This window comes from Ligilactobacillus sp. MP3, assembly GCF_024436335.1.
In the GTDB taxonomy this organism is placed as follows: domain Bacteria; phylum Bacillota; class Bacilli; order Lactobacillales; family Lactobacillaceae; genus Ligilactobacillus; species Ligilactobacillus salivarius.
In genome coordinates this window covers 88,790-107,565 of the sequence record NZ_JANFQI010000005.1, presented here as the reverse complement: position 1 = coordinate 107,565, position 18,776 = coordinate 88,790, and the positions used below count along the sequence as shown (strand labels likewise).

The following is an 18,776-nucleotide window of genomic DNA, read 5'->3' as shown; positions in this document are numbered from 1 at the left end:
AGAAAGGATGTACCTACAATGTTTCTAGCTTTAAAAGAAATTAAACACGAAAAATTACGATATGGGCTCATTATTGCAATGATTGTTCTCATTAGTTATTTAATCTTTATTCTCACAAGTTTAGCATTGGGATTAGCTCAAGAAAATACTGCAGCAATTGATGGCTGGAAAATCAGAAGTGCTGTTCTTAATAAAGATTCTGATGTTAGTTTACGTCAATCTTTGTTAACCACAGATCAAGTAAATAAACTTACTAAAGATAAAAATAATGCCGTAATTGCTGAAACTTCTATAGTTGCTAAAACTAAAGGAAAAGCTAAACAAGCTTCAACTTTTATTGGATTAGACAATTCTCAATTTATTAGTAAAGATTTAAAACTCACTAGTGGTCATAAACCTGAAAATGATAGACAAGTTGTTGTAGATGATTCTTTCAAACAATATGGTTACAAGCTAAATGATAAGCTCACAATTAATTCTGATAGTACTGCTTACACTATTGTGGGATTTACTCATAATGCAAAATTAAATATCTCACCTATTGTATATGGTACGATCCCTACTTGGCAAAAACTACGTGGCATGGGTAATGCTTTTGGCGGAAGTGCTGTAGTTTCCAAGCAAGCAAATATTGACAATAGCGATAAAAATCTTAAAGTCTATACTGTTACTCAAGTTATTAATAAATTACCTGGATACACTGCTCAAAATTCTACCTTTATCTTTATGATTGGTTTCTTAATGATTATTTCATTAATAATTATTGCAGTATTTTTATACATTATTACAATTCAAAAACTCGGTAATTATGCTGTCTTAAGAGCACAAGGTAGTCCTGCTAAACTTTTGGTTGGCGCAACTTTTTCACAATCTCTACTGCTTACAATTATTGGATTAGTAATCAGTCTTATACTAACTGCTGCAACAGCTTTATCGATACCTTCTTCTGTTCCGATGGCATTTAACATTAATTTTATGACCATTGTTTCTATCGGCTTGATATTTATGGCAATTTTGGGTTCACTCATTCCAGTACGTATTGTATTAAAAGTTGATCCTGTTTCTGTAATTGGAGGTTAAATTATGCCAGTAATTGAATTAACTAATATTAATAAATATTTCGGTAAAGATACTGCTAGAGTACACGTTTTACGTAACTTGAATTTTCAAGCCAATCGTGGCGAATTAATCTTGATTTTAGGTCCATCGGGTTCAGGAAAAAGTACTTTCCTAACCATAGCAGGTGGATTACAATCAGCTGATTCTGGAAAAGTTACTATTAATGGAAAAGATGTAAGCAATCTTTCATCTAAACAACGCGATGCTTTACGATTAAATCAAATAGGATTTGTCTTACAAGCTTATAACCTCGTTCCTTACTTAACTGTCAAAGAACAATTTAGCTTTGTTAATAAAATAAAGAAAAATAATAATCTTTCTGATGTAGAATTAGAAAAACTGCTAAAAACATTGGGAATTTATGAACTTAAGAATAAATATCCTGATCAACTTTCTGGAGGTCAAAAACAAAGAGTTGCTATTGCTAGAGCTCTGTACGCTAATCCAGAAATTATACTAGCTGATGAACCAACAGCTGCTCTAGATAGCGAAAAAGTTAAAGAAGTTGGTAGTTTACTGTCTGATTTAGCTCATAAGCAAGACAAAGCTATTATTGTAGTAACTCATGACATCAGATTAGAAAATTATGCTGATAAAGTATATCATTTAGATGATGGAATTTTGAAAGAAAGTAAATAATATTTGAACGATTACTAGTATTAATCGGTTAAAAAAACTAGTATTTCTAGTCTACAAAATAATCCGGCCCAAAATTTTGAGCCGGATTATTTTTGTATTTTATATTTGAAACACGAAAAATTGCTACATATCAGTAATATTCAAACTAAAAAGGATGTTATTTATATTATATCATCTCATATAATTCTGGATTAATTCTATCCATCAATGGTGTAAGTTCCTTAACTGCAAAGATATCCAATCTATGCATCGCCCTAGAACAGATTGTATAAACTAGTTGACGCTCGTTTTCATCATGATAATTTTCTCGACTGGCATTCCACATAATAATCGCATCAAATTCCAGTCCCTTTGCTAAAAATGACGGCACTACAATTGTTCCTGGTACAAGTCGTTGATTTTCAGTCTTAATTAAAGTAACTTGAGCACCTTTATTCTTCAATTTTTCAGTTAATTTTTCACACTCAGATAAAGATTTCCCAATAATGGCCGTAGTCATCTTATCTGCATCGTTTCTATGCAATTGCATAACTACATTATTTATCAGTTTTTCCTCATCATTATCAATTGTAATAGTTGGTAACGGTCCCTTACGAGCAAAAGATGTAACTTTTTCTCCATTCACTAATACTTCTTTAGTAAAATCTGTTATTTGTTGAGTTGAACGATATGATTGCGTCAATTGAATAACTTTTGTTTTATCTTTATCAAACATTGTTCCTAGCTCATCCAACAGTGTATGACTGTTTTCTTTCGTGAAAATAGCCTGATTTAAATCACCTAACATTGTAAATTTAGCACGTGGAAAACCAAATTTTAAATATGCTAACTGATATGCTGTATAATCTTGAATTTCATCAATAAAAACATGCTTAATATCTACTTCGCCACGTTTTCCTGTAATCAAGTCATATAAGTATAGGTAAATAGTTACATCTGCTATTGTTAACTTATGATTTTTCAAGTGATTGACCGTCATATCAACATCATTATTCCATTGATCTAGAGTTAAATCAAATTTTGATAAATCAACTAACTCTGGAATATTACGCATAAAATGAACAAATTGTTTATTAATACTCAAAAATCTATTACGTACAATCGCTCTTTGAACTGGACGTAATTGCTTCATAACATAACTGCGAGCTAAGAATTTAAGCTCTTGATCGCCATTAACAAAGTTACGTGGTTCATCACCATATAACTCATTAAGTTCTTCTCTACTTAAATCCTGTATCTGTTTTTGAACATTATCTTGTTTAGCTAGTTCTCCTACCTTACTATTTAAAATCTTAATAAGCTTTTCTTTAGTAGCAGACAAACGATTACGTAGATTGTAATTACTATTAAAACTATAGTAAATTTTCTTTATATCTTTTTTAGAGAAGAAGATTTCTCCATTATATTTTATATCTCTAAATCTCATTCCAGCAGTATTTAAATAATCACTATAATTAGTTGTCGCATTAAACATTGTTAAGCTACTTTTTAAAGCTGAAATTTTTCTTCTTAATGGCTGATTATCTTCATCAAATCTTTCTTGTAACGTCTCTACATGTATCTTAGGTAGACGACGTTGTGAATATTGATAGTAAGTCATTTGAACCATATTTTGTTCCCCTAATTCTGGTAGAACTTGATCAATATAGTCATTAAATAACTGGTTTGGTGAAAATAATACCACTTGACTCGAGCTCAAATTTCCACGATAACGATACAATAGATATGCTACTCTTTGTAATACAGCAGATGTTTTACCTGAACCTGCAGCACCTTGAACAAATAGCAAGTCAGACTTAGTATCTCTGATAATCTTATTTTGTTCTTTTTGAATCGTAGTAACAATGCTCTTCATCTTAATGTCAGAAGATTCGTCTAGAACTTCCAATAACATTTGATCCCCAACAGTTTCATCAGTGTCAAATAAAGTTATGATCTTGCCATCTTCTACCATAAACTGTCTTTTTAGAGTTAATACTGCTGTTTGTGGGCCATCAGGTGTATCATATGTTACTTCTCCTAATTTACCATCATAGTAAATACTAGAAATTGGAGCACGCCAATCATAAATCATAAAATGGTCTGGGGTATCCGCAAACGAACCTAATCCTATATAAATAGATTCCTGCTTACCATCATTCTCAGTGAAATCTATTCTAGCAAAGTACGGCTTTTTCTCTAACTTTTCAAGAACTTCTAATCTCTGTGTTGCATGTTGCCAACTATTTTCGCGTTCTTGTAAAAGTTGTTGCTGTTGTCTTACAGTTAGACCAGTTTCCATAATTCCAGCATAGGAGCCTGTTTTAATTCTGACATTATTTTTAAAATCATCCATAATGTCTTTTCTATCTTGTTCAACCTTATTAATCTCGGATTGATGTCTCTTTTCAGCTTGCTTTATTTTAGCAACAACATCATCCATATGTTTTTGTTCTAATTCTTTTTCAGTAAGAGCCATTTTTAACAACCCCTTTCAAATTATCAAAAAACTCATCATACTATTGTATCATTTTTAACTGTTTATAACAAATTTTAAATATTTTTTATAACTATTATCCTTTATTTAATTTATAAAAAAGTAAAAATCATTTAATTTAACCTACAAATAAATCACTCGAGCCTGTATAATAATGTATTGTAATAATACGAATACAGTGTTGAAGGCTAGGATGAATAATTTAATTCATTCTAGCCTTTATGTTATACTTGTATAGAAAAAATTTAAGATTAGAAGGTATTACTATGTCAGTTTCATTTTTAATTGTTACACTGGCAGCTTTTATCACACCTATGGTTTTAGCAAGATTCAAAGTATCTTTTCTTCCTACTTCAGTTGCTGAAATTATTATAGGTATTATTATTGGTAAAAGTTGTTTCAATTTAATTCATGCTGATACGCTCTTGAGTTGGTGTTCAACTTTCGGGGTTATACTATTAATGTTTTTAAGTGGTATGGAAATTAATTTTAGCTTATTTAAGAAGAATTCACATACCTTATCCCCGTTAGAAGCAAAAATGGCAGCTAATGAACCTAAAACTTCACCTGTTAGAGCTGCAACTTATGCGTACGCTTTTTCTTTAGTCGCATCGCTAATTTTAGCTCTGCTATTTAAAGTTACAGGCTTATTCTCAGATGTTGGTTTAGCTACTATTTTATTTAGTACTGTTTCTTTAGGAATTATGACTTCATTATTGAAAGAAAATGAGTTATTAAGCCGTCCATTCGGTCAAACTATCCTTTTATTCTCTGTATTAGGTGAAGTTATTCCTATGATTGCTTTAACTGCTTACTCCTCTATCTATGCAGGAAAAGGTGCAAGTTTGTGGTTGATTACATTGCTATTCATAGCTGCAGCGTTCTTATTCAATCGTTTCAGACACTTCTTCTCATTCTTTGATAAAATCAATAAAGCAACTACACAAATTGATATGCGTCTTGCTTTTTTTGTTATCATTGCTTTAGTTTTAGTAGCTGAGACAGTTGGAGCTGAAAATATTCTTGGTGCTTTCGTTGCCGGAATTGTTTTGAAATTATTAGAACCTGCGGAAGAAACAGAACATCGCCTTGATGCAATTGGATATGGTTTCTTTACTCCTTTCTTCTTTATTTTAACAGGGGTAAATTTAGATATTCCATCATTGATGCGTTCGCCTAAAACATTATTATTAATTCCTTTATTCTTTGTAGCCTTTATCCTCGCAAAACTTCCAGGATATTTTGGTTTCCAAAGACGTTTTAGTAAAAAGAACTCCTTTGTTGGTGCTGTTGCAACAAGTACTACTATCACATTAGTAGTAACAACCTTAAAGATTGCTGAACACTTACATGCTATAACTCCACAACAATCTGGTGCTTTTTTACTTGCTGGAATTCTTACTTGTATCGTAGGACCTGTTTTCTTTAATAAACAATATAAACCTGAACCAGAAGATCAAAAGCAAACTTCATTGCATATTATTGGTGTAAATCTAGTTACAGTATCTGCTGCTCAACAACTTTCTAAAGGAATGTATGATGTTCAAATGTATACAGATAATTCTAAGAACTTTACAACCTATAATTCTCAAGCTAATGTACATTTCTTAGATTCTTTAGATCCTGATGAGTTAATTGCTAATCATATTTTTGATACTGATATTCTCGTTTTAGGGTATGCTGATTATAATGTTAATTATAAATTATCTCTTGCAGCTAAAAAGTATGGTGTAAATCGTGTTATTGTTCGTTTTGAAAATCGTAATCCACTTAATGATATGGAAAATGAACTTAAAAAGGCTGGTATTGAATACTTCAGTTATTTCGATATCAATGTAGGTATGATGCGTTCAATGATTGATAGTCCATCTATGCTACAAATTCTTACAAGTTCTGAATCCCGTTTATATGAAGTAGTAGTTAATGATTCTATTTTTGTTGGAGTTGAAGTTAAAGACTTACCACACATTGATAAGATTACAATCAGTAGAATTTATCGTAATGGACATGCTATTGCACCTCATGGTTACACGCAATTACAATTAGGTGATCATATTATCTTCTCTGCTAGTGCTGAAGAAAGTGCTTATTTCAGACGTAAACTTCAAAGAAGGAATGAATAGTTGTTTAAAAGGACTATGCTCAATGCGTAGTCCTTTTTTCATTCTCAATATATATCACTATCTTTTATCTAAATTATTAATCATCACTACTAACAATTTTACTCTTCTAATGCAAATTGCATCACTAATTTTTTAAAAGTATCTAGTTTCCCTTTAAAATTATGATCTGCCTTAAAAATAATTTGACTACTACAATCTGTTTCTAGTATTTCCAATCTCTCAATAAGATCTGAATAATCAACACTAGGATCAGATTGACCAAAAACCACTTGTACTTTTGCTCCACTAAAGTTAATTAGCCCCTTTTTAGTTTTATGCCAATTAATTGCCAGTGGTGGATTAATTGCTAAAATTCGGCTAACTTTAGTATTTAAATATCCTTGTTGCAATACTAATAATCCACCTCGCGAAATTCCAATTAATATAATTTCTTTAACATCTATTAAGTATGTTGAAACTTTTTCCAACTCTTCTTGTAAATTTAGTGAAGAACCAACTGGATTAGCTGAAACAACCACGGCATATCCTCTTTCATTCTGAATTTTACTTGCTAATTCTAAATACTTATTTTTATACCCATAAATTGAACCAGCAGCACCAGTTTTAATAAAAACTAACTTAGACTTTCCAAACATTAAACCATATTGCTGATCAACTTTATCATACTTTATTTTAGTATTTCTTTCCGACATTATCTGCCCCCTATAAAGTTCTAATTTAAAATTTCAATCCCACAGTTAATTCAATTTTACTATCATATTAATGCATAACAAAAAGCACATCCCAACAAGAGATGTGCTTTTCCGATAATATGGTATATATTAACGTTTTGAGAATTGTGAAGCTTTACGAGCTTTCTTAAGACCTGGTTTCTTACGTTCTTTCATACGAGCGTCACGTGTTAATAAACCAGCTAACTTCAATACTCCACGGAAATCTGGATCTACTTCAAGTAAAGCACGTGCAATTCCATGACGAGTTGCACCAGCTTGACCAGAGAATCCACCACCATTTACGTTAACAAAAACGTCGTATTGACCTTTTGTTTCTGTAACGCCAAATGGTTGTACCATATCTTCGCGAATGTTTGCGAATGGAATGTATTCTTCTGCAGGTTTTCCGTTCATTGTGATCTTACCTGTACCTGGTACTAAGCGAACACGAGCAACGGAGTTCTTACGACGGCCTGTGCCTTGATATTGTACTTGAGCCACTTTCTAATTCCTCCTAGATTAATTTGTTAATATCCAATACTTCTGGTTGTTGTGCTTCATGCTTGTGATCTGCACCACGGTATACATGTAACTTCTTAGCTTGTTGACGACCAAGAGTACCCTTTGGAAGCATACCTTTAATAGATAATGCTAATAACTTTTCAGGATCTTTTTCACGGTAATCACCAGCTGTACGAGCTTTCAAACCACCTGGATGATTTGAGTGGTGGTAGTAAACTTTATCAGAAGCTTTACGACCTGTTAAAGCAACCTTTTCAGCATTGATAATAATTACATAGTCACCTGTATCTACGTTTGGTGTAAATGTTGGTTTATTCTTACCACGTAAAATAGATGCTACAGCTGATGATAAACGTCCCAAAGGAACATCTGTTGCATCAACTACATACCATTTACGTTCTACTTCGCCTGGTTTTGCAATATATGTTGTACGCACGTTTATTTCCTCCATTTGTTGTATACATGTTTGACATACAATAAGATTAACGGGGCTTACTGTGGGGCAAACAATACCAAATACTAGTTTATTACTTGTTTAACAATAAGTCAATATATAATAATTGAGTTTTCTTATAATTTTTCATCCTCTTCATCATAATATACTTCCTTTAAGTATAAGCCACTAGCTGGTGCTGTCTGTCTTGCTTGACTTCTATCCTTAACTTCATACAATCTCAAAAAATCGTGTACTGGTCTTTTTCCATTACCAATTTCCAGAAGTGTTGCCACCATTATCCTAACTTGATTATACAAAAATCCATTTCCATAAAATTCAAAAACTATTTCATCGTTTACCTTATCTTCGTAAACTTTAGCTTCATAAATTGTTCTTACATGACTTTTGGCTTGACTACCAGAAGCAACAAAACTTGAATAATCATGTGTTCCTTCAACATCTGGCATCGCTTCTTTTATTTTTTCTATATCTAAAGGATACTTATAGTGTCCTGTATACAATCTCTTAAAAGGATTTACAAATTCCCCTCTACTAACACGATATAAGTATCTTTTCCCATGAGTTGTATATCTTGAATGAAAATCATTTGGTACTATTTTGCAATCTACTACTTCACAGTCCAGCGGCAACATACTATTTAATCCTCTCAACATACCTTTAGCAGAAATAGGATGCGGAAAATCAAAATGTACAACTTGCCCTAAAGCATGTACTCCAGAATCTGTTCTCCCTGATCCATAAACAGTTATATACTCATCCTTTTTACTCATTTTGTTAATAGCTTTTTCCAGAACAAATTGAACTGTTCTTTGATTGGGTTGAGCTTGAAAACCAGCAAAATTAGTACCATCATAAGCTAACGTTACTTTAAATCTTTGCGTCATATTTCTTCCTTTCAATTAGTTTTTTAGAATAATTAATGCTATTGTTAAAACTGCAAAAGCAATGATAGTCATCGTATCACGCAATTTCCATACATGTACTCTAAATTTAGTTCTACCCTCTCCACCTTTGTATCCTCGAGCTTCCATCGCAGTAGCCAAATCTTCAGCTCGATTGAAAGAAGATACAAACAATGGAATTAGTATAGGAATTACAGCTTTTACTTGCTCAACTAATGAACCTTCACCAAAATTAACACCTCTTGAACGCTGAGCATTCATTATTTTAGCTGTTTCATCCATTAAAGTAGGTACAAATCTTAATGCTATCGAAAGCATTAGAGAAATTTCATATACTGGAACCTTCAAATATTTCAATGGCTTTAACAATGACTCCATAGCATCTGAAATTTCTAATGGCGATGTTGTTAATGTTAATAAGGTAGACATCACTATTATCAAGACAAATCTAAAAAATACATAGACACCATTTACTAGCCCATATTTAGATAATGTAAAAGGCCCCCAATGCCAAAATACACGACCACCATTTGTAAAAAAGACTTGTAATAATACTGTAAATAATATTAACCAAACTAATGGTATTATTCCTCTAATAAAAAAGCTCAATTTAATTTTTGATAACAATACTCCCAAAAAAGTAAAAGCTATCAACAATAAATATGTTTGCCAGTTATTAGCGAGAAAAATTATCCCTATAAAATAGAAACTTAGTGCTAATTTACTTCGAGGATCCATTCTATGAATTAAAGAATTACCATTGATATATCTTCCTAAAAGTAATTTATTCATTCAAATTTTCCCCCCTAGTATTTTCAAAATTTCATCAGTTAACTCTTCACTTTGTAGTGGAATACTATGTTTAGAAAGAGCTAACTTATCAAACAATTTGTAGGCAAAATCTGTAGTTTGTGGAAGATTTAAATGATGATTTTTTAACCACTCTGGATCACTAAATAGTTCTTTAGGAGTAGAATCAGCAATTACTTTACCTGATTCCAAGACTATTACATGATCAGCATATTCAGCAACATCATTCATTTGGTGTGTTACTAAGATGATTGTTAAGTTTTCATCTTTATGCAATCTATTAAACATTTCCATCATTTGATGGCGTCCCTCAGGATCTAATCCCGCAGTTGGTTCATCTAATACTAAAACTTTTGGTTCCATTGCCAAAATCCCTGCAATTGCTACTCTTCTCATTTGACCACCAGATAATTCAAAAGGTGATTTCTCCAATACTTCTTCAGGAAGAGCTACTGATTTTGCTTTTTCTCTTGCAATTTTTTCGGCTTCATCTTCACTTTTTCCAAAGTTTTTAGGAGCAAATGCTATATCTTTTAGAACTGTTTCTTCAAATAATTGTGCTTCAGGAAATTGAAAAACAAATCCTACTTCTTTTCTTAATTTTCCCAACTCTTTATTTTTAGTAGTATTATCAATTGTATATCCATTGATTGAAATTTCTCCACTAGTAGGTTTCAATAGGCCATTCAGATGCTGTAACAATGTAGATTTGCCACTACCGGTATGTCCAACTATTGCCGTATAACTACCATCTTCAATATTTATAGATACATCTTTCAATGCTACATGTTCTAAAGGTGTTCCAATTTGGTAAGTATAATTTAATTTTTTTGCTTGAATTGACATAACCAATCGACCATTTCCTCTTCTGTAAAATATTTATTTGGAATATCTACACCCTTTTTTGTAAGTTCTCTTCTAATCTTCTCAGCAAAAGGAATATCTAATCCAATATTTAATAATTCATCATTCTTTATAAAAATAGATTCTGGCTTACCATCATCAATTATTTTACCGTCATCGAGAACAATAACTCTATCTGCTAAAGTAGCTTCATCAATATCATGTGTAATAGAAATAACAGTGAACTTATACTCATCTTTTAAATTTTTGATAAGAGTAATCAAACCTTTTCTTCCTTCTGGATCAAGCATACTTGTAGCTTCATCGAGGATAATTATTTTAGGTCTCAATGCTAATACTCCAGCAATTGCTACTCTTTGCTTTTGTCCACCAGATAATCTTGCAGGCTCATGTGTAGCAAATTTCTCCATCCCAACAATTTTCAAAGCATCGGCTACACGTGATACCATTTCTTCTCTAGGTACTCCTTGATTCTCTAAACCAAATGCTATATCACTTTCAACATCCGCACCAACAAACTGATTATCGGGATTTTGGAATACCATTCCTATTTTTTTTCTAATATCCCAAATATTTTTTTCATTCATTTCATAGCCATCAACTTTTATACTGCCAGATTCAGCCTTTAGCAGTCCATCTATTAATCGAGCTAATGTGGACTTTCCACTACCATTATGCCCAATTAAAGCTATCCATTGACCATCCTTTATATTTAAAGTTAAATTTTTCAGAATGTATTTATTTTGTCGAGCGTATTTGAAAGATAAATTATTAATTTTAATTATATTTCCATCTGTCAAACTCATAAACAATTACTCCTAGATATTATATATACATAGTAATAATATACCATATATAAACTAAGAAAACTTACTTTAGTCATGACGTATTCAAACAAAAAAGACACTCGTAATGAGTGTCTTTAAAATGCTAATATACCAATGATTATGATAAATATCAATTTTATAGAAAACAAAAAATCACTTTTTATAACGAAGATTCACAAGATATCAAATATCTGCTACTTTGGACTAGACTCGGTTAATTATATCTCCCAACATCATAACACCCAATTATCGTTATAAAAGTGACAATTTCTTTTATTTACTTATCGAAAGTTTAGTCGACTAATTCTAGCACAACCATCTTTGCAGCGTCACCACGACGTTCACTCATCTTAAGAATACGAGTATAACCACCATTACGTTCTGCAAAACGAGGTGCAAGATCATCAAATAACTTTTGTAAAGCTGATTGAACAACTACATCGTCGTTTTCTTCTTTTACATCAGCAACAACATTCATTACAAATGCAGCAGCGCGACGACGAGAAGCTAAATCACCTTTTTTACCTAAAGTAATCATCTTTTCAACAAATTTACGAACTTCTTTAGCACGTGTTTCTGTTGTAACGATTTTTTCGTTAACAATTAAATCAGTTGTTAAGTTACGCAACATTGCCTTACGATGTGCACTTGTGCGTCCTAATTTGCGGTAAGCCATGAACAGATTCCCTCCCTTTAGTTATAGTAAATTCTAGTCATCATGACGTAAAGACAAGCCAAGATCTGCCAATTTAGCCTTAACTTCGTCTAAGGATTTACGTCCTAAGTTACGTACTTTCATCATGTCAGCTTCAGATTTATTAGTTAATTCTTGAACTGTATTGATACCTGCACGTTTTAGACAGTTATATGAACGAACTGACAAATCAAGCTCTTCAATCGTCATTTCTAACATTTTTTCTTTATGCGTTTCTTCTTTTTCTACCATGATTTCAGCATTCTTAGCTTCATCTGTTAAATCAACAAACAATGCCAAGTGTTCTGTTAAAATCTTAGCAGAAAGACTAATAGCTTCACTAGGAGTGATAGAACCATTTGTCCACACATCAAGAGTTAATTTGTCATAATCATTTTTTTGACCAACACGTGTTTTCTCTACTTGGTAGTTAACGCGTTCGATCGGGGTATAAATAGAGTCGATAGGTAATACACCAATTGGCATATCATCTGCAAGAGCCTTATTATCATTAGCTGAAACATAACCACGACCCTTATTAGCATTCATCCGAACATGAAGTTCAGCCCCATCAGCAACTGTACAAATATATTGTTCTGGATTAAGAACTTCTACATCACTATTACTCTGGATATCTCCAGCAGTCACTTCCATCGGACCAGTAACATTAATTTCTAATGCTTGACTGTCTTCAGACTCCATACTTAAAGCAACTTTCTTCAAATTCAAAATGATTAAAGTAACATCTTCAAGAACACCTGGAATAGTAGAAAATTCATGAAGAACACCATCAATTTGAACGTCTGTAATAGCAGCACCTGGTAATGAAGAAAGTAAGATACGACGTAAAGAGTTACCTAAAGTTGTACCATAACCACGTTCAAGCGGTTCTATAACAAACTTGCCGTAGTTATTATCTTCTTCAATTTTATGAATTTTTGGTTTTTCAAATTCGATCATTCTTATCTTTACCCCTTTCAAAACGTAACGTGTAATCTGGCGAAAACATTATGAGTTTCTCTCAAAAATGAATACTGACCCACATTAAACACGACGGCGTTTTGGAGGACGGCATCCGTTATGAGGAACTGGTGTAACATCCTTGATAGATGTAACTTCCAAACCTGTTGTTTGAAGAGCACGAATTGCTGCTTCACGACCAGAACCTGGTCCTTTAACTGCTACTTCAACTGTCTTCATACCATGTTCCATAGCACCTTTAGCAGCTGCTTCAGAAGCCATTTGTGCTGCAAATGGTGTAGACTTACGAGAACCCTTGAAACCAAGAGAACCAGCTGAAGACCATGCTACTGCGTTACCATGAACATCAGTAATCATAACAAGTGTATTATTGAATGTTGAATGAATATGTGCAACACCGCTCTCTATATTCTTCTTTACACGGCGCTTGCGTGATTTCTTAACTGCCATGAAATAGCTAACCTCCTTTGTTAATTATTATTTCTTTTTACCTGCAATTGAAACTGCTGGGCCTTTACGTGTACGTGCGTTGTTCTTAGTATTTTGACCACGAACTGGTAAATGACGACGATGACGTAGACCACGGTAAGAGCCAATTTCAGAAAGACGCTTAATGTTTAAGGAAACTTCACGACGAAGATCACCTTCAACTTTGTACTTATCTACAACTGCACGAATCTTATCTTCTTGATCAGCTGTTAAATCACGTACACGAACATCTTCTGAAACACCTGCTTCGCTCAAGATCTTTTGAGCTGTGGAATTACCGATACCATAAATGTAAGTTAATCCGATTACGACACGCTTGTTACGTGGTAAATCGACACCTGCAATACGAGCCATTACAATTACACCTCCTAATTAATTATTATCCTTGACGTTGTTTGTGCTTTGGATTACTGCAAATAACCATAACGCGACCTTTACGCTTAATTACTTTACAGTGTTCACACATTGGTTTAACTGATGGTCTTACTTTCATTAATTATACCTCCTAATATATTCTCGAAGTACAATCTATTTAAAGCGATAGGTAATGCGTCCCTTAGTTAAATCGTAAGGGGACATTTCAACTGTCACTTTATCTCCAGGCAAGATACGAATATAGTGCATTCTAATTTTACCGGAAACATGTGCTAGAATTTCATGTCCGTTTTCGAGTTCAACCTTGAACATCGCATTAGGCAACGTTTCTTTAATCGTGCCTTCAATTTCAATCACATCATCTTTCGCCATGCAAAAGTACCTCCTTAATTGGTTTTAAAACTTTACACGTAAAAATGTGAGAAGCTTTCTTTGGAGTCCCACCTTTTTCCGCAAGTTCATTTGCCTATTTAAAGGCAAACTGAGCCTATTGAAAAGATAAACCTGAATTATAATATCACATATACCTAACTAATTCAAGAAATAATTAAAAAAGAATGCAAAAATATTTGCATCCTTTTAAAATTTATTTCAAGTTATCTAAAATTGCCTTAATATCAGCAAATACTTTGTCAATATCTTGATTGCCATCAACTTCATGTAATAAACCATTTTCTTTATAGTAATCAAGTAATGGTGTATTCATCTTGATATTTACATCCAAACGGTTCTTAACTGTTTCTGGCTTGTCATCATCACGTTGGTAAAATTCGTGTTCACCACAACGATCACATGTACCTTCTACTTTAGTTGGATTAAATACTTTATGATATGTAGCACCACAATTACGGCAAATATATCTACCTGTTAATCTTTCCATTAATGATTCTGGATCAACATGAATATTGATAACACCGTTTAATTCTTTTCCTAATTCTTTTCCCATTTCAGTTAATGCTTCTGCTTGAGCCATATTTCTTGGGAATCCATCTAATAAGAAACCTACATTAGTATCATCTTGTGTCAAACGTTCTTTTACAATTCCGTTTGTTACTTCATCTGGAACTAATTCACCTTTGTTGATATATTTCTTAGCTTCTAATCCCATTGGAGTTTCATTCTTCATAGCAGCGCGGAAAATATCACCAGTAGAAATATGTGGAATCTTATATTCATCAACGATTCTTTCAGCTTGTGTTCCTTTACCAGCCCCTGGTAACCCCATCAACATTAAATTCATTGCCATTATAATTACCTCCTAAATTGTACTTGTTAATTATAACTTATTTTTTTAATATACAAAAGGTCAGAAAGATATAAAATATCTCTCTGACCTTTTCAGTTCTTATTCACGTATAAAGCCTACGTATTCTTGTTTCATCATCATACCATTTAATTGATTAATTGTTTGAATTGTAACACCAACAACAATCAATAAACTAGTACCACCTAGTCCAATTGATTCATCCAATCCCCAAACTGCGGATGCAACTAAAGGAATTAATGAAATAAGACCTAGATACAATGAACCTACTGAACTGAGACGCATCAATAATCTTGATACATATCTTTCAGTTTCTTTTCCTGGCCATACACTAGGTATGTAACTTCCTTGTTTTTGCAAGTTTTCAGAAAGTTTTTCTGGGTTAACTTGAACAAATGCATAGAAGAAAGTAAATACTACAATTAAAACTGTGTAAAGAATCATACCTGGAGTAGATTGCATATTAAAAATGCTTGTCATAATCTTATACCATGTATCTTCAGAGTGGTTCTGTGTGAAAGCTAATAGTATTGTTTGAGGTGCTGAAATAAATGAACTAGCAAAAATAACAGGAATAACCCCAGCAACATTAACTTTCAATGGTAGATAAGAATTTTCAGTTGCTCCAGCCAATCTTCTAGTATATTGAATAGGAATTTTATAGCTTGCTTGTTCAACATACGTAACAAATGTAACGATTATTAAAATAACAATCAATAAAATAACTACATATAATATTGGTTCCCATAAATCACTACCAGTAACACCTGAGAACTGATCTTTATAAATCTGTACAATTCCATCTGGAACACGAGATAAAATACCAGCCATAATAATCATAGAGATTCCGTTTCCCAGACCTCTATCAGTTATCATGTCACCCAACCATGTAGTAAACATAGTTCCACCAGTTAAAACAATTCCTACAACTACAAATGTTTTAACACTTGGGTTAGTTACAAGGTTTAAGCTACTCAAAGCATTAAAACCAGCAGTAATTGCGATTGATTGTACAAACGCAAGCACAATAGTTAAATATCTAGTTACTTGATTTAACTTCCTACGCCCTACTTCACCTTGTTTACTCCATTCAACAAATCTAGGAACAATATCCATTTGTAATAACTGAACAACAATTTGCGCAGTAATATATGGAGAAACACCCATAGCAAATAGTGAGAAGTTAGTTAAACCACCACCACTAAAAATATTCAACATATTAATTAACCCTGAAGATGCAACGCTTTGCAGAGCTTTAGCGTTGATCCCAGGGACAGTGATATAAGTGCCTAAGCGAAATACAATCAAGACACCTAAGGTAAATAAGATTTTTTTTCGAATCTCTTTTACAGCTAAGGCGTTCTTCATTGTCTTAAGCATTATTAAATCACCTCAGCTTTACCGCCTTTAGATTCGATTGCTTCCTTAGCAGATGCAGAGAACTTGCTTGCCTTTACAGTCAATTGCTTGTTCAATGTACCATTGCCAAGTACTTTGATACCATCTTTTTCATCTTTAATGATACCAGATTCTACTAATAATGCAGGTGTTACTTCTGCACCATCTTCAAATTTATTTAAAGTTTCCAAGTTTACAATAGCATATTCTTTACGATTGATGTTCTTGAAACCACGTTTTGGCATACGACGGAACAATGGCATTTGTCCACCTTCAAAACCTAAACGTACCTTACCGCGAGCCTTTTGACCTTTTTGACCACGACCAGCAGTCTTACCATTACCAGATGAAGTACCACGACCAACACGATTACGTACTTGGCGTGAACCTTCAGCAGGTTTCAATTCATGTAATTTCATTAGGTTGGCACCTCCTTGTTAATTTATAAAATAGACTATTTAGCCAATTCAACGTCCACTAAATGATTGATTTTTCTAATTGCACCACGCATAGCTGCATTGTCAGGAACAACAACAGAGCTATTTACTCGACCAAGACCTAAGCCTTTTACGATATCGCGTTGGTTTTGAGGACGTCCAATGACAGAACGAATTAAAGTAACTTTTAATTTATCCATGAATATGTCCTCCTTATTCTGCTAAATGTTGAACGGAAACGCCGCGTAATTTTGCGACACTTTCAGCGTCCTTCATATTTACTAAACCATCAAATGTAGCACGTACAACATTAACTGGTGTATTTGAACCTAATGATTTACTTGTAACATCAGCAATACCTGCAAGTTCCATAACGGCACGAACAGCACCACCTGCTGCAACTCCGGAACCGGCAATAGCTGGTTTCAACATAATACGACTACCACTGTATTGACCAATAACTTCGTGAGGAAGTGTCGTTCCAACAGTAGGAACTTCGATTAAGTTCTTACGAGCAGCGTCAACAGCCTTACGAATAGCTTCTGGTACTTCTTGAGCTTTACCAGTACCAAAACCTACGTGGCCGTTGTGGTCACCAACAACAACCAAAGCAGCAAAACGTAGACGACGTCCACCTTTTACAACTTTAGTGATACGGTTAATCGCAACAACGCGATCTTCTAAATCTAATTGAGCTGGATCAATAAAAGCCATAAACGTTATTTCCTCCTTTTCCTAAAAGTCCAAACCATTTTCGCGTGCAGCTTCAGCCAAAGCTTGTACACGACCATGATATAGGTATCCGCCACGGTCAAATACAACTTCTTTGATACCTTTTTCTACAGCACGTTTAGCAACAACAGCACCTACAGAACTAGCTTGTTCTGTCTTTGTGTTGCCACTTACTTCACTGTCTAAAGTAGAGGCACTAACTAGCGTCACACCCGCTACGTCATCAATAACTTGAGCGTAGATGTTTTTGTTTGAACGATAAACATTTAAGCGTGGGCACTCAGCAGTACCAGAGATTTTACCACGGACACGTGCATGACGTTTTTGACGTGTCTTATTCTTGTCTGGTTTTGAAATCACAATTTTCACCTCTTAGATTTATTTATTCAGCAAATTATGCTGCATTATTTACCTGTCTTACCTTCCTTACGACGTACATATTCGCCAACATAGCGAATACCTTTACCCTTGTAAGGTTCAGGTGCACGAGTTGCACGAATACGAGCTGCGCAATCGCCAACTTCTTCCTTGTTGATACCTGATACAATAATTGAAGTTGCGGAAGGTGTTTCGAATGTAATACCTTCTTCTTCTTCAAATTCTACAGGATGAGAGTAACCAACATTCAATACTAATGTTTTACCCTTCATTTGTGCACGATAACCAACACCACGAAGTTCAAGTTCCTTCTTGAAACCTTCAGATACACCAACTACCATGTTATGGAAGTTTGAACGTGTTGTACCATGTAAAGCTTTTGTTTTGTTGTCTTCTGCTGAACGTTCGAAAGAAACTTCATTTCCTTCTACTTTAATAGTAATTTTGTCAGAAAATTCACGTGTCAATTCACCTTTAGGTCCCTTGACTGTTACTACATTACCATCTTGTTTTACTTCAACGCCTTCTGGTAAGTTAACTACTTTATAACCAATACGACTCACGGATTAGGCACCT

At 33.5% G+C, this 18,776-nt stretch carries 24 protein-coding genes; 3 read left to right on the top strand and 21 right to left on the bottom strand.

The genetic code is table 11. From position 1 onward, the window contains the following. Window positions 1-18: 18 nt before the first annotated feature. Window positions 19-1,080: an ABC transporter permease gene (locus NOU10_RS05430; protein WP_081539073.1), complete on the top strand. Its 1,062-nt coding sequence runs from the start codon at window positions 19-21 to the stop codon at window positions 1,078-1,080. A 3-nt stretch (window positions 1,081-1,083) separates the two neighbouring features. After that, window positions 1,084-1,758, top strand: a complete 675-nt coding sequence (locus NOU10_RS05425; RefSeq protein ID WP_160996362.1) for an ABC transporter ATP-binding protein — start codon at window positions 1,084-1,086, stop codon at window positions 1,756-1,758. 166 nt (window positions 1,759-1,924) lie between these two features. On the opposite strand, the gene helD is transcribed toward NOU10_RS05425, so the two are convergent. Beyond that, window positions 1,925-4,216, bottom strand: a complete 2,292-nt coding sequence (helD, locus tag NOU10_RS05420; RefSeq protein WP_255906243.1) for an RNA polymerase recycling motor HelD — start codon at window positions 4,214-4,216, stop codon at window positions 1,925-1,927. A gap of 284 nt (window positions 4,217-4,500) precedes the next feature. Between helD and NOU10_RS05415 the strand changes: the two genes are divergently transcribed. Then, on the top strand, window positions 4,501-6,357 hold the full coding sequence (locus NOU10_RS05415) for a monovalent cation:proton antiporter family protein (RefSeq protein WP_255906242.1): 1,857 nt from the start codon (window positions 4,501-4,503) through the stop codon (window positions 6,355-6,357). Window positions 6,358-6,455: 98 nt separating this feature from the next. On the opposite strand, the gene NOU10_RS05410 is transcribed toward NOU10_RS05415, so the two are convergent. The 20 genes from NOU10_RS05410 to rplF form a co-directional block, all read right to left on the bottom strand. Then, complete coding sequence (locus tag NOU10_RS05410) at window positions 6,456-7,049, bottom strand: alpha/beta hydrolase (protein ID WP_255906241.1); 594 nt, start codon at window positions 7,047-7,049, stop codon at window positions 6,456-6,458. A gap of 129 nt (window positions 7,050-7,178) precedes the next feature. Beyond that, entirely contained in the window at window positions 7,179-7,571 is a 393-nt protein-coding gene (gene rpsI, locus NOU10_RS05405; protein ID WP_255906240.1) for a 30S ribosomal protein S9, read from the bottom strand. A 13-nt stretch (window positions 7,572-7,584) separates the two neighbouring features. Continuing rightward, complete coding sequence (gene rplM / locus NOU10_RS05400; protein WP_161022634.1) at window positions 7,585-8,028, bottom strand: 50S ribosomal protein L13; 444 nt, start codon at window positions 8,026-8,028, stop codon at window positions 7,585-7,587. 134 nt (window positions 8,029-8,162) lie between these two features. Continuing rightward, the gene (gene truA / locus NOU10_RS05395) at window positions 8,163-8,933 is read right to left on the bottom strand and encodes a tRNA pseudouridine(38-40) synthase TruA (RefSeq protein ID WP_004563878.1); all 771 of its coding nucleotides are present in this window, start codon (window positions 8,931-8,933) and stop codon (window positions 8,163-8,165) included. 15 nt (window positions 8,934-8,948) lie between these two features. Next, window positions 8,949-9,743, bottom strand: a complete 795-nt coding sequence (locus NOU10_RS05390) for an energy-coupling factor transporter transmembrane protein EcfT (protein WP_255906239.1) — start codon at window positions 9,741-9,743, stop codon at window positions 8,949-8,951. After that, complete coding sequence (locus NOU10_RS05385) at window positions 9,744-10,607, bottom strand: energy-coupling factor ABC transporter ATP-binding protein (protein ID WP_255906238.1); 864 nt, start codon at window positions 10,605-10,607, stop codon at window positions 9,744-9,746. Next, window positions 10,583-11,431 (bottom strand): energy-coupling factor ABC transporter ATP-binding protein, encoded by an 849-nt coding sequence (locus NOU10_RS05380; protein ID WP_255906237.1) that lies wholly within the window; start codon window positions 11,429-11,431, stop codon window positions 10,583-10,585. The genes NOU10_RS05385 and NOU10_RS05380 overlap by 25 nt, the downstream gene beginning before the upstream one ends. A gap of 313 nt (window positions 11,432-11,744) precedes the next feature. Further along, window positions 11,745-12,128 (bottom strand): 50S ribosomal protein L17, encoded by a 384-nt coding sequence (rplQ, locus tag NOU10_RS05375; protein ID WP_003701337.1) that lies wholly within the window; start codon window positions 12,126-12,128, stop codon window positions 11,745-11,747. Window positions 12,129-12,161: 33 nt separating this feature from the next. After that, window positions 12,162-13,106, bottom strand: coding sequence for a DNA-directed RNA polymerase subunit alpha (locus NOU10_RS05370; RefSeq protein WP_003701335.1), 945 nt, complete (start codon window positions 13,104-13,106; stop codon window positions 12,162-12,164). 84 nt (window positions 13,107-13,190) lie between these two features. Further along, entirely contained in the window at window positions 13,191-13,577 is a 387-nt protein-coding gene (rpsK, locus tag NOU10_RS05365) for a 30S ribosomal protein S11 (protein ID WP_003701334.1), read from the bottom strand. Between the two features lie 27 nt (window positions 13,578-13,604). Beyond that, complete coding sequence (gene rpsM, locus NOU10_RS05360; RefSeq protein ID WP_003701333.1) at window positions 13,605-13,970, bottom strand: 30S ribosomal protein S13; 366 nt, start codon at window positions 13,968-13,970, stop codon at window positions 13,605-13,607. A gap of 25 nt (window positions 13,971-13,995) precedes the next feature. After that, entirely contained in the window at window positions 13,996-14,109 is a 114-nt protein-coding gene (gene rpmJ / locus NOU10_RS05355; RefSeq protein ID WP_003689393.1) for a 50S ribosomal protein L36, read from the bottom strand. 35 nt (window positions 14,110-14,144) lie between these two features. Next, a complete protein-coding gene (gene infA / locus NOU10_RS05350; protein WP_003689399.1) occupies window positions 14,145-14,363 on the bottom strand; it encodes a translation initiation factor IF-1 in 219 nt (72 codons plus the stop codon). 214 nt (window positions 14,364-14,577) lie between these two features. Then, window positions 14,578-15,237 carry an adenylate kinase gene (locus tag NOU10_RS05345; protein WP_003701331.1) on the bottom strand — a complete coding sequence of 220 codons (660 nt, stop codon included), beginning with the start codon at window positions 15,235-15,237 and terminating at the stop codon, window positions 14,578-14,580. Window positions 15,238-15,336: 99 nt separating this feature from the next. Continuing rightward, window positions 15,337-16,635: a preprotein translocase subunit SecY gene (secY, locus tag NOU10_RS05340; protein ID WP_003701329.1), complete on the bottom strand. Its 1,299-nt coding sequence runs from the start codon at window positions 16,633-16,635 to the stop codon at window positions 15,337-15,339. 2 nt (window positions 16,636-16,637) lie between these two features. Next, window positions 16,638-17,072 (bottom strand): 50S ribosomal protein L15, encoded by a 435-nt coding sequence (gene rplO / locus NOU10_RS05335; protein WP_003701328.1) that lies wholly within the window; start codon window positions 17,070-17,072, stop codon window positions 16,638-16,640. A 35-nt stretch (window positions 17,073-17,107) separates the two neighbouring features. Continuing rightward, entirely contained in the window at window positions 17,108-17,290 is a 183-nt protein-coding gene (gene rpmD / locus NOU10_RS05330; RefSeq protein ID WP_003701327.1) for a 50S ribosomal protein L30, read from the bottom strand. 13 nt (window positions 17,291-17,303) lie between these two features. Beyond that, complete coding sequence (rpsE, locus tag NOU10_RS05325; RefSeq protein WP_003701326.1) at window positions 17,304-17,804, bottom strand: 30S ribosomal protein S5; 501 nt, start codon at window positions 17,802-17,804, stop codon at window positions 17,304-17,306. Between the two features lie 21 nt (window positions 17,805-17,825). Then, on the bottom strand, window positions 17,826-18,191 hold the full coding sequence (rplR, locus tag NOU10_RS05320) for a 50S ribosomal protein L18 (protein WP_003701325.1): 366 nt from the start codon (window positions 18,189-18,191) through the stop codon (window positions 17,826-17,828). Between the two features lie 35 nt (window positions 18,192-18,226). Next, a complete protein-coding gene (rplF, locus tag NOU10_RS05315; RefSeq protein WP_003701323.1) occupies window positions 18,227-18,763 on the bottom strand; it encodes a 50S ribosomal protein L6 in 537 nt (178 codons plus the stop codon). Between the last annotated feature and the right edge of the window lie 13 nt (window positions 18,764-18,776).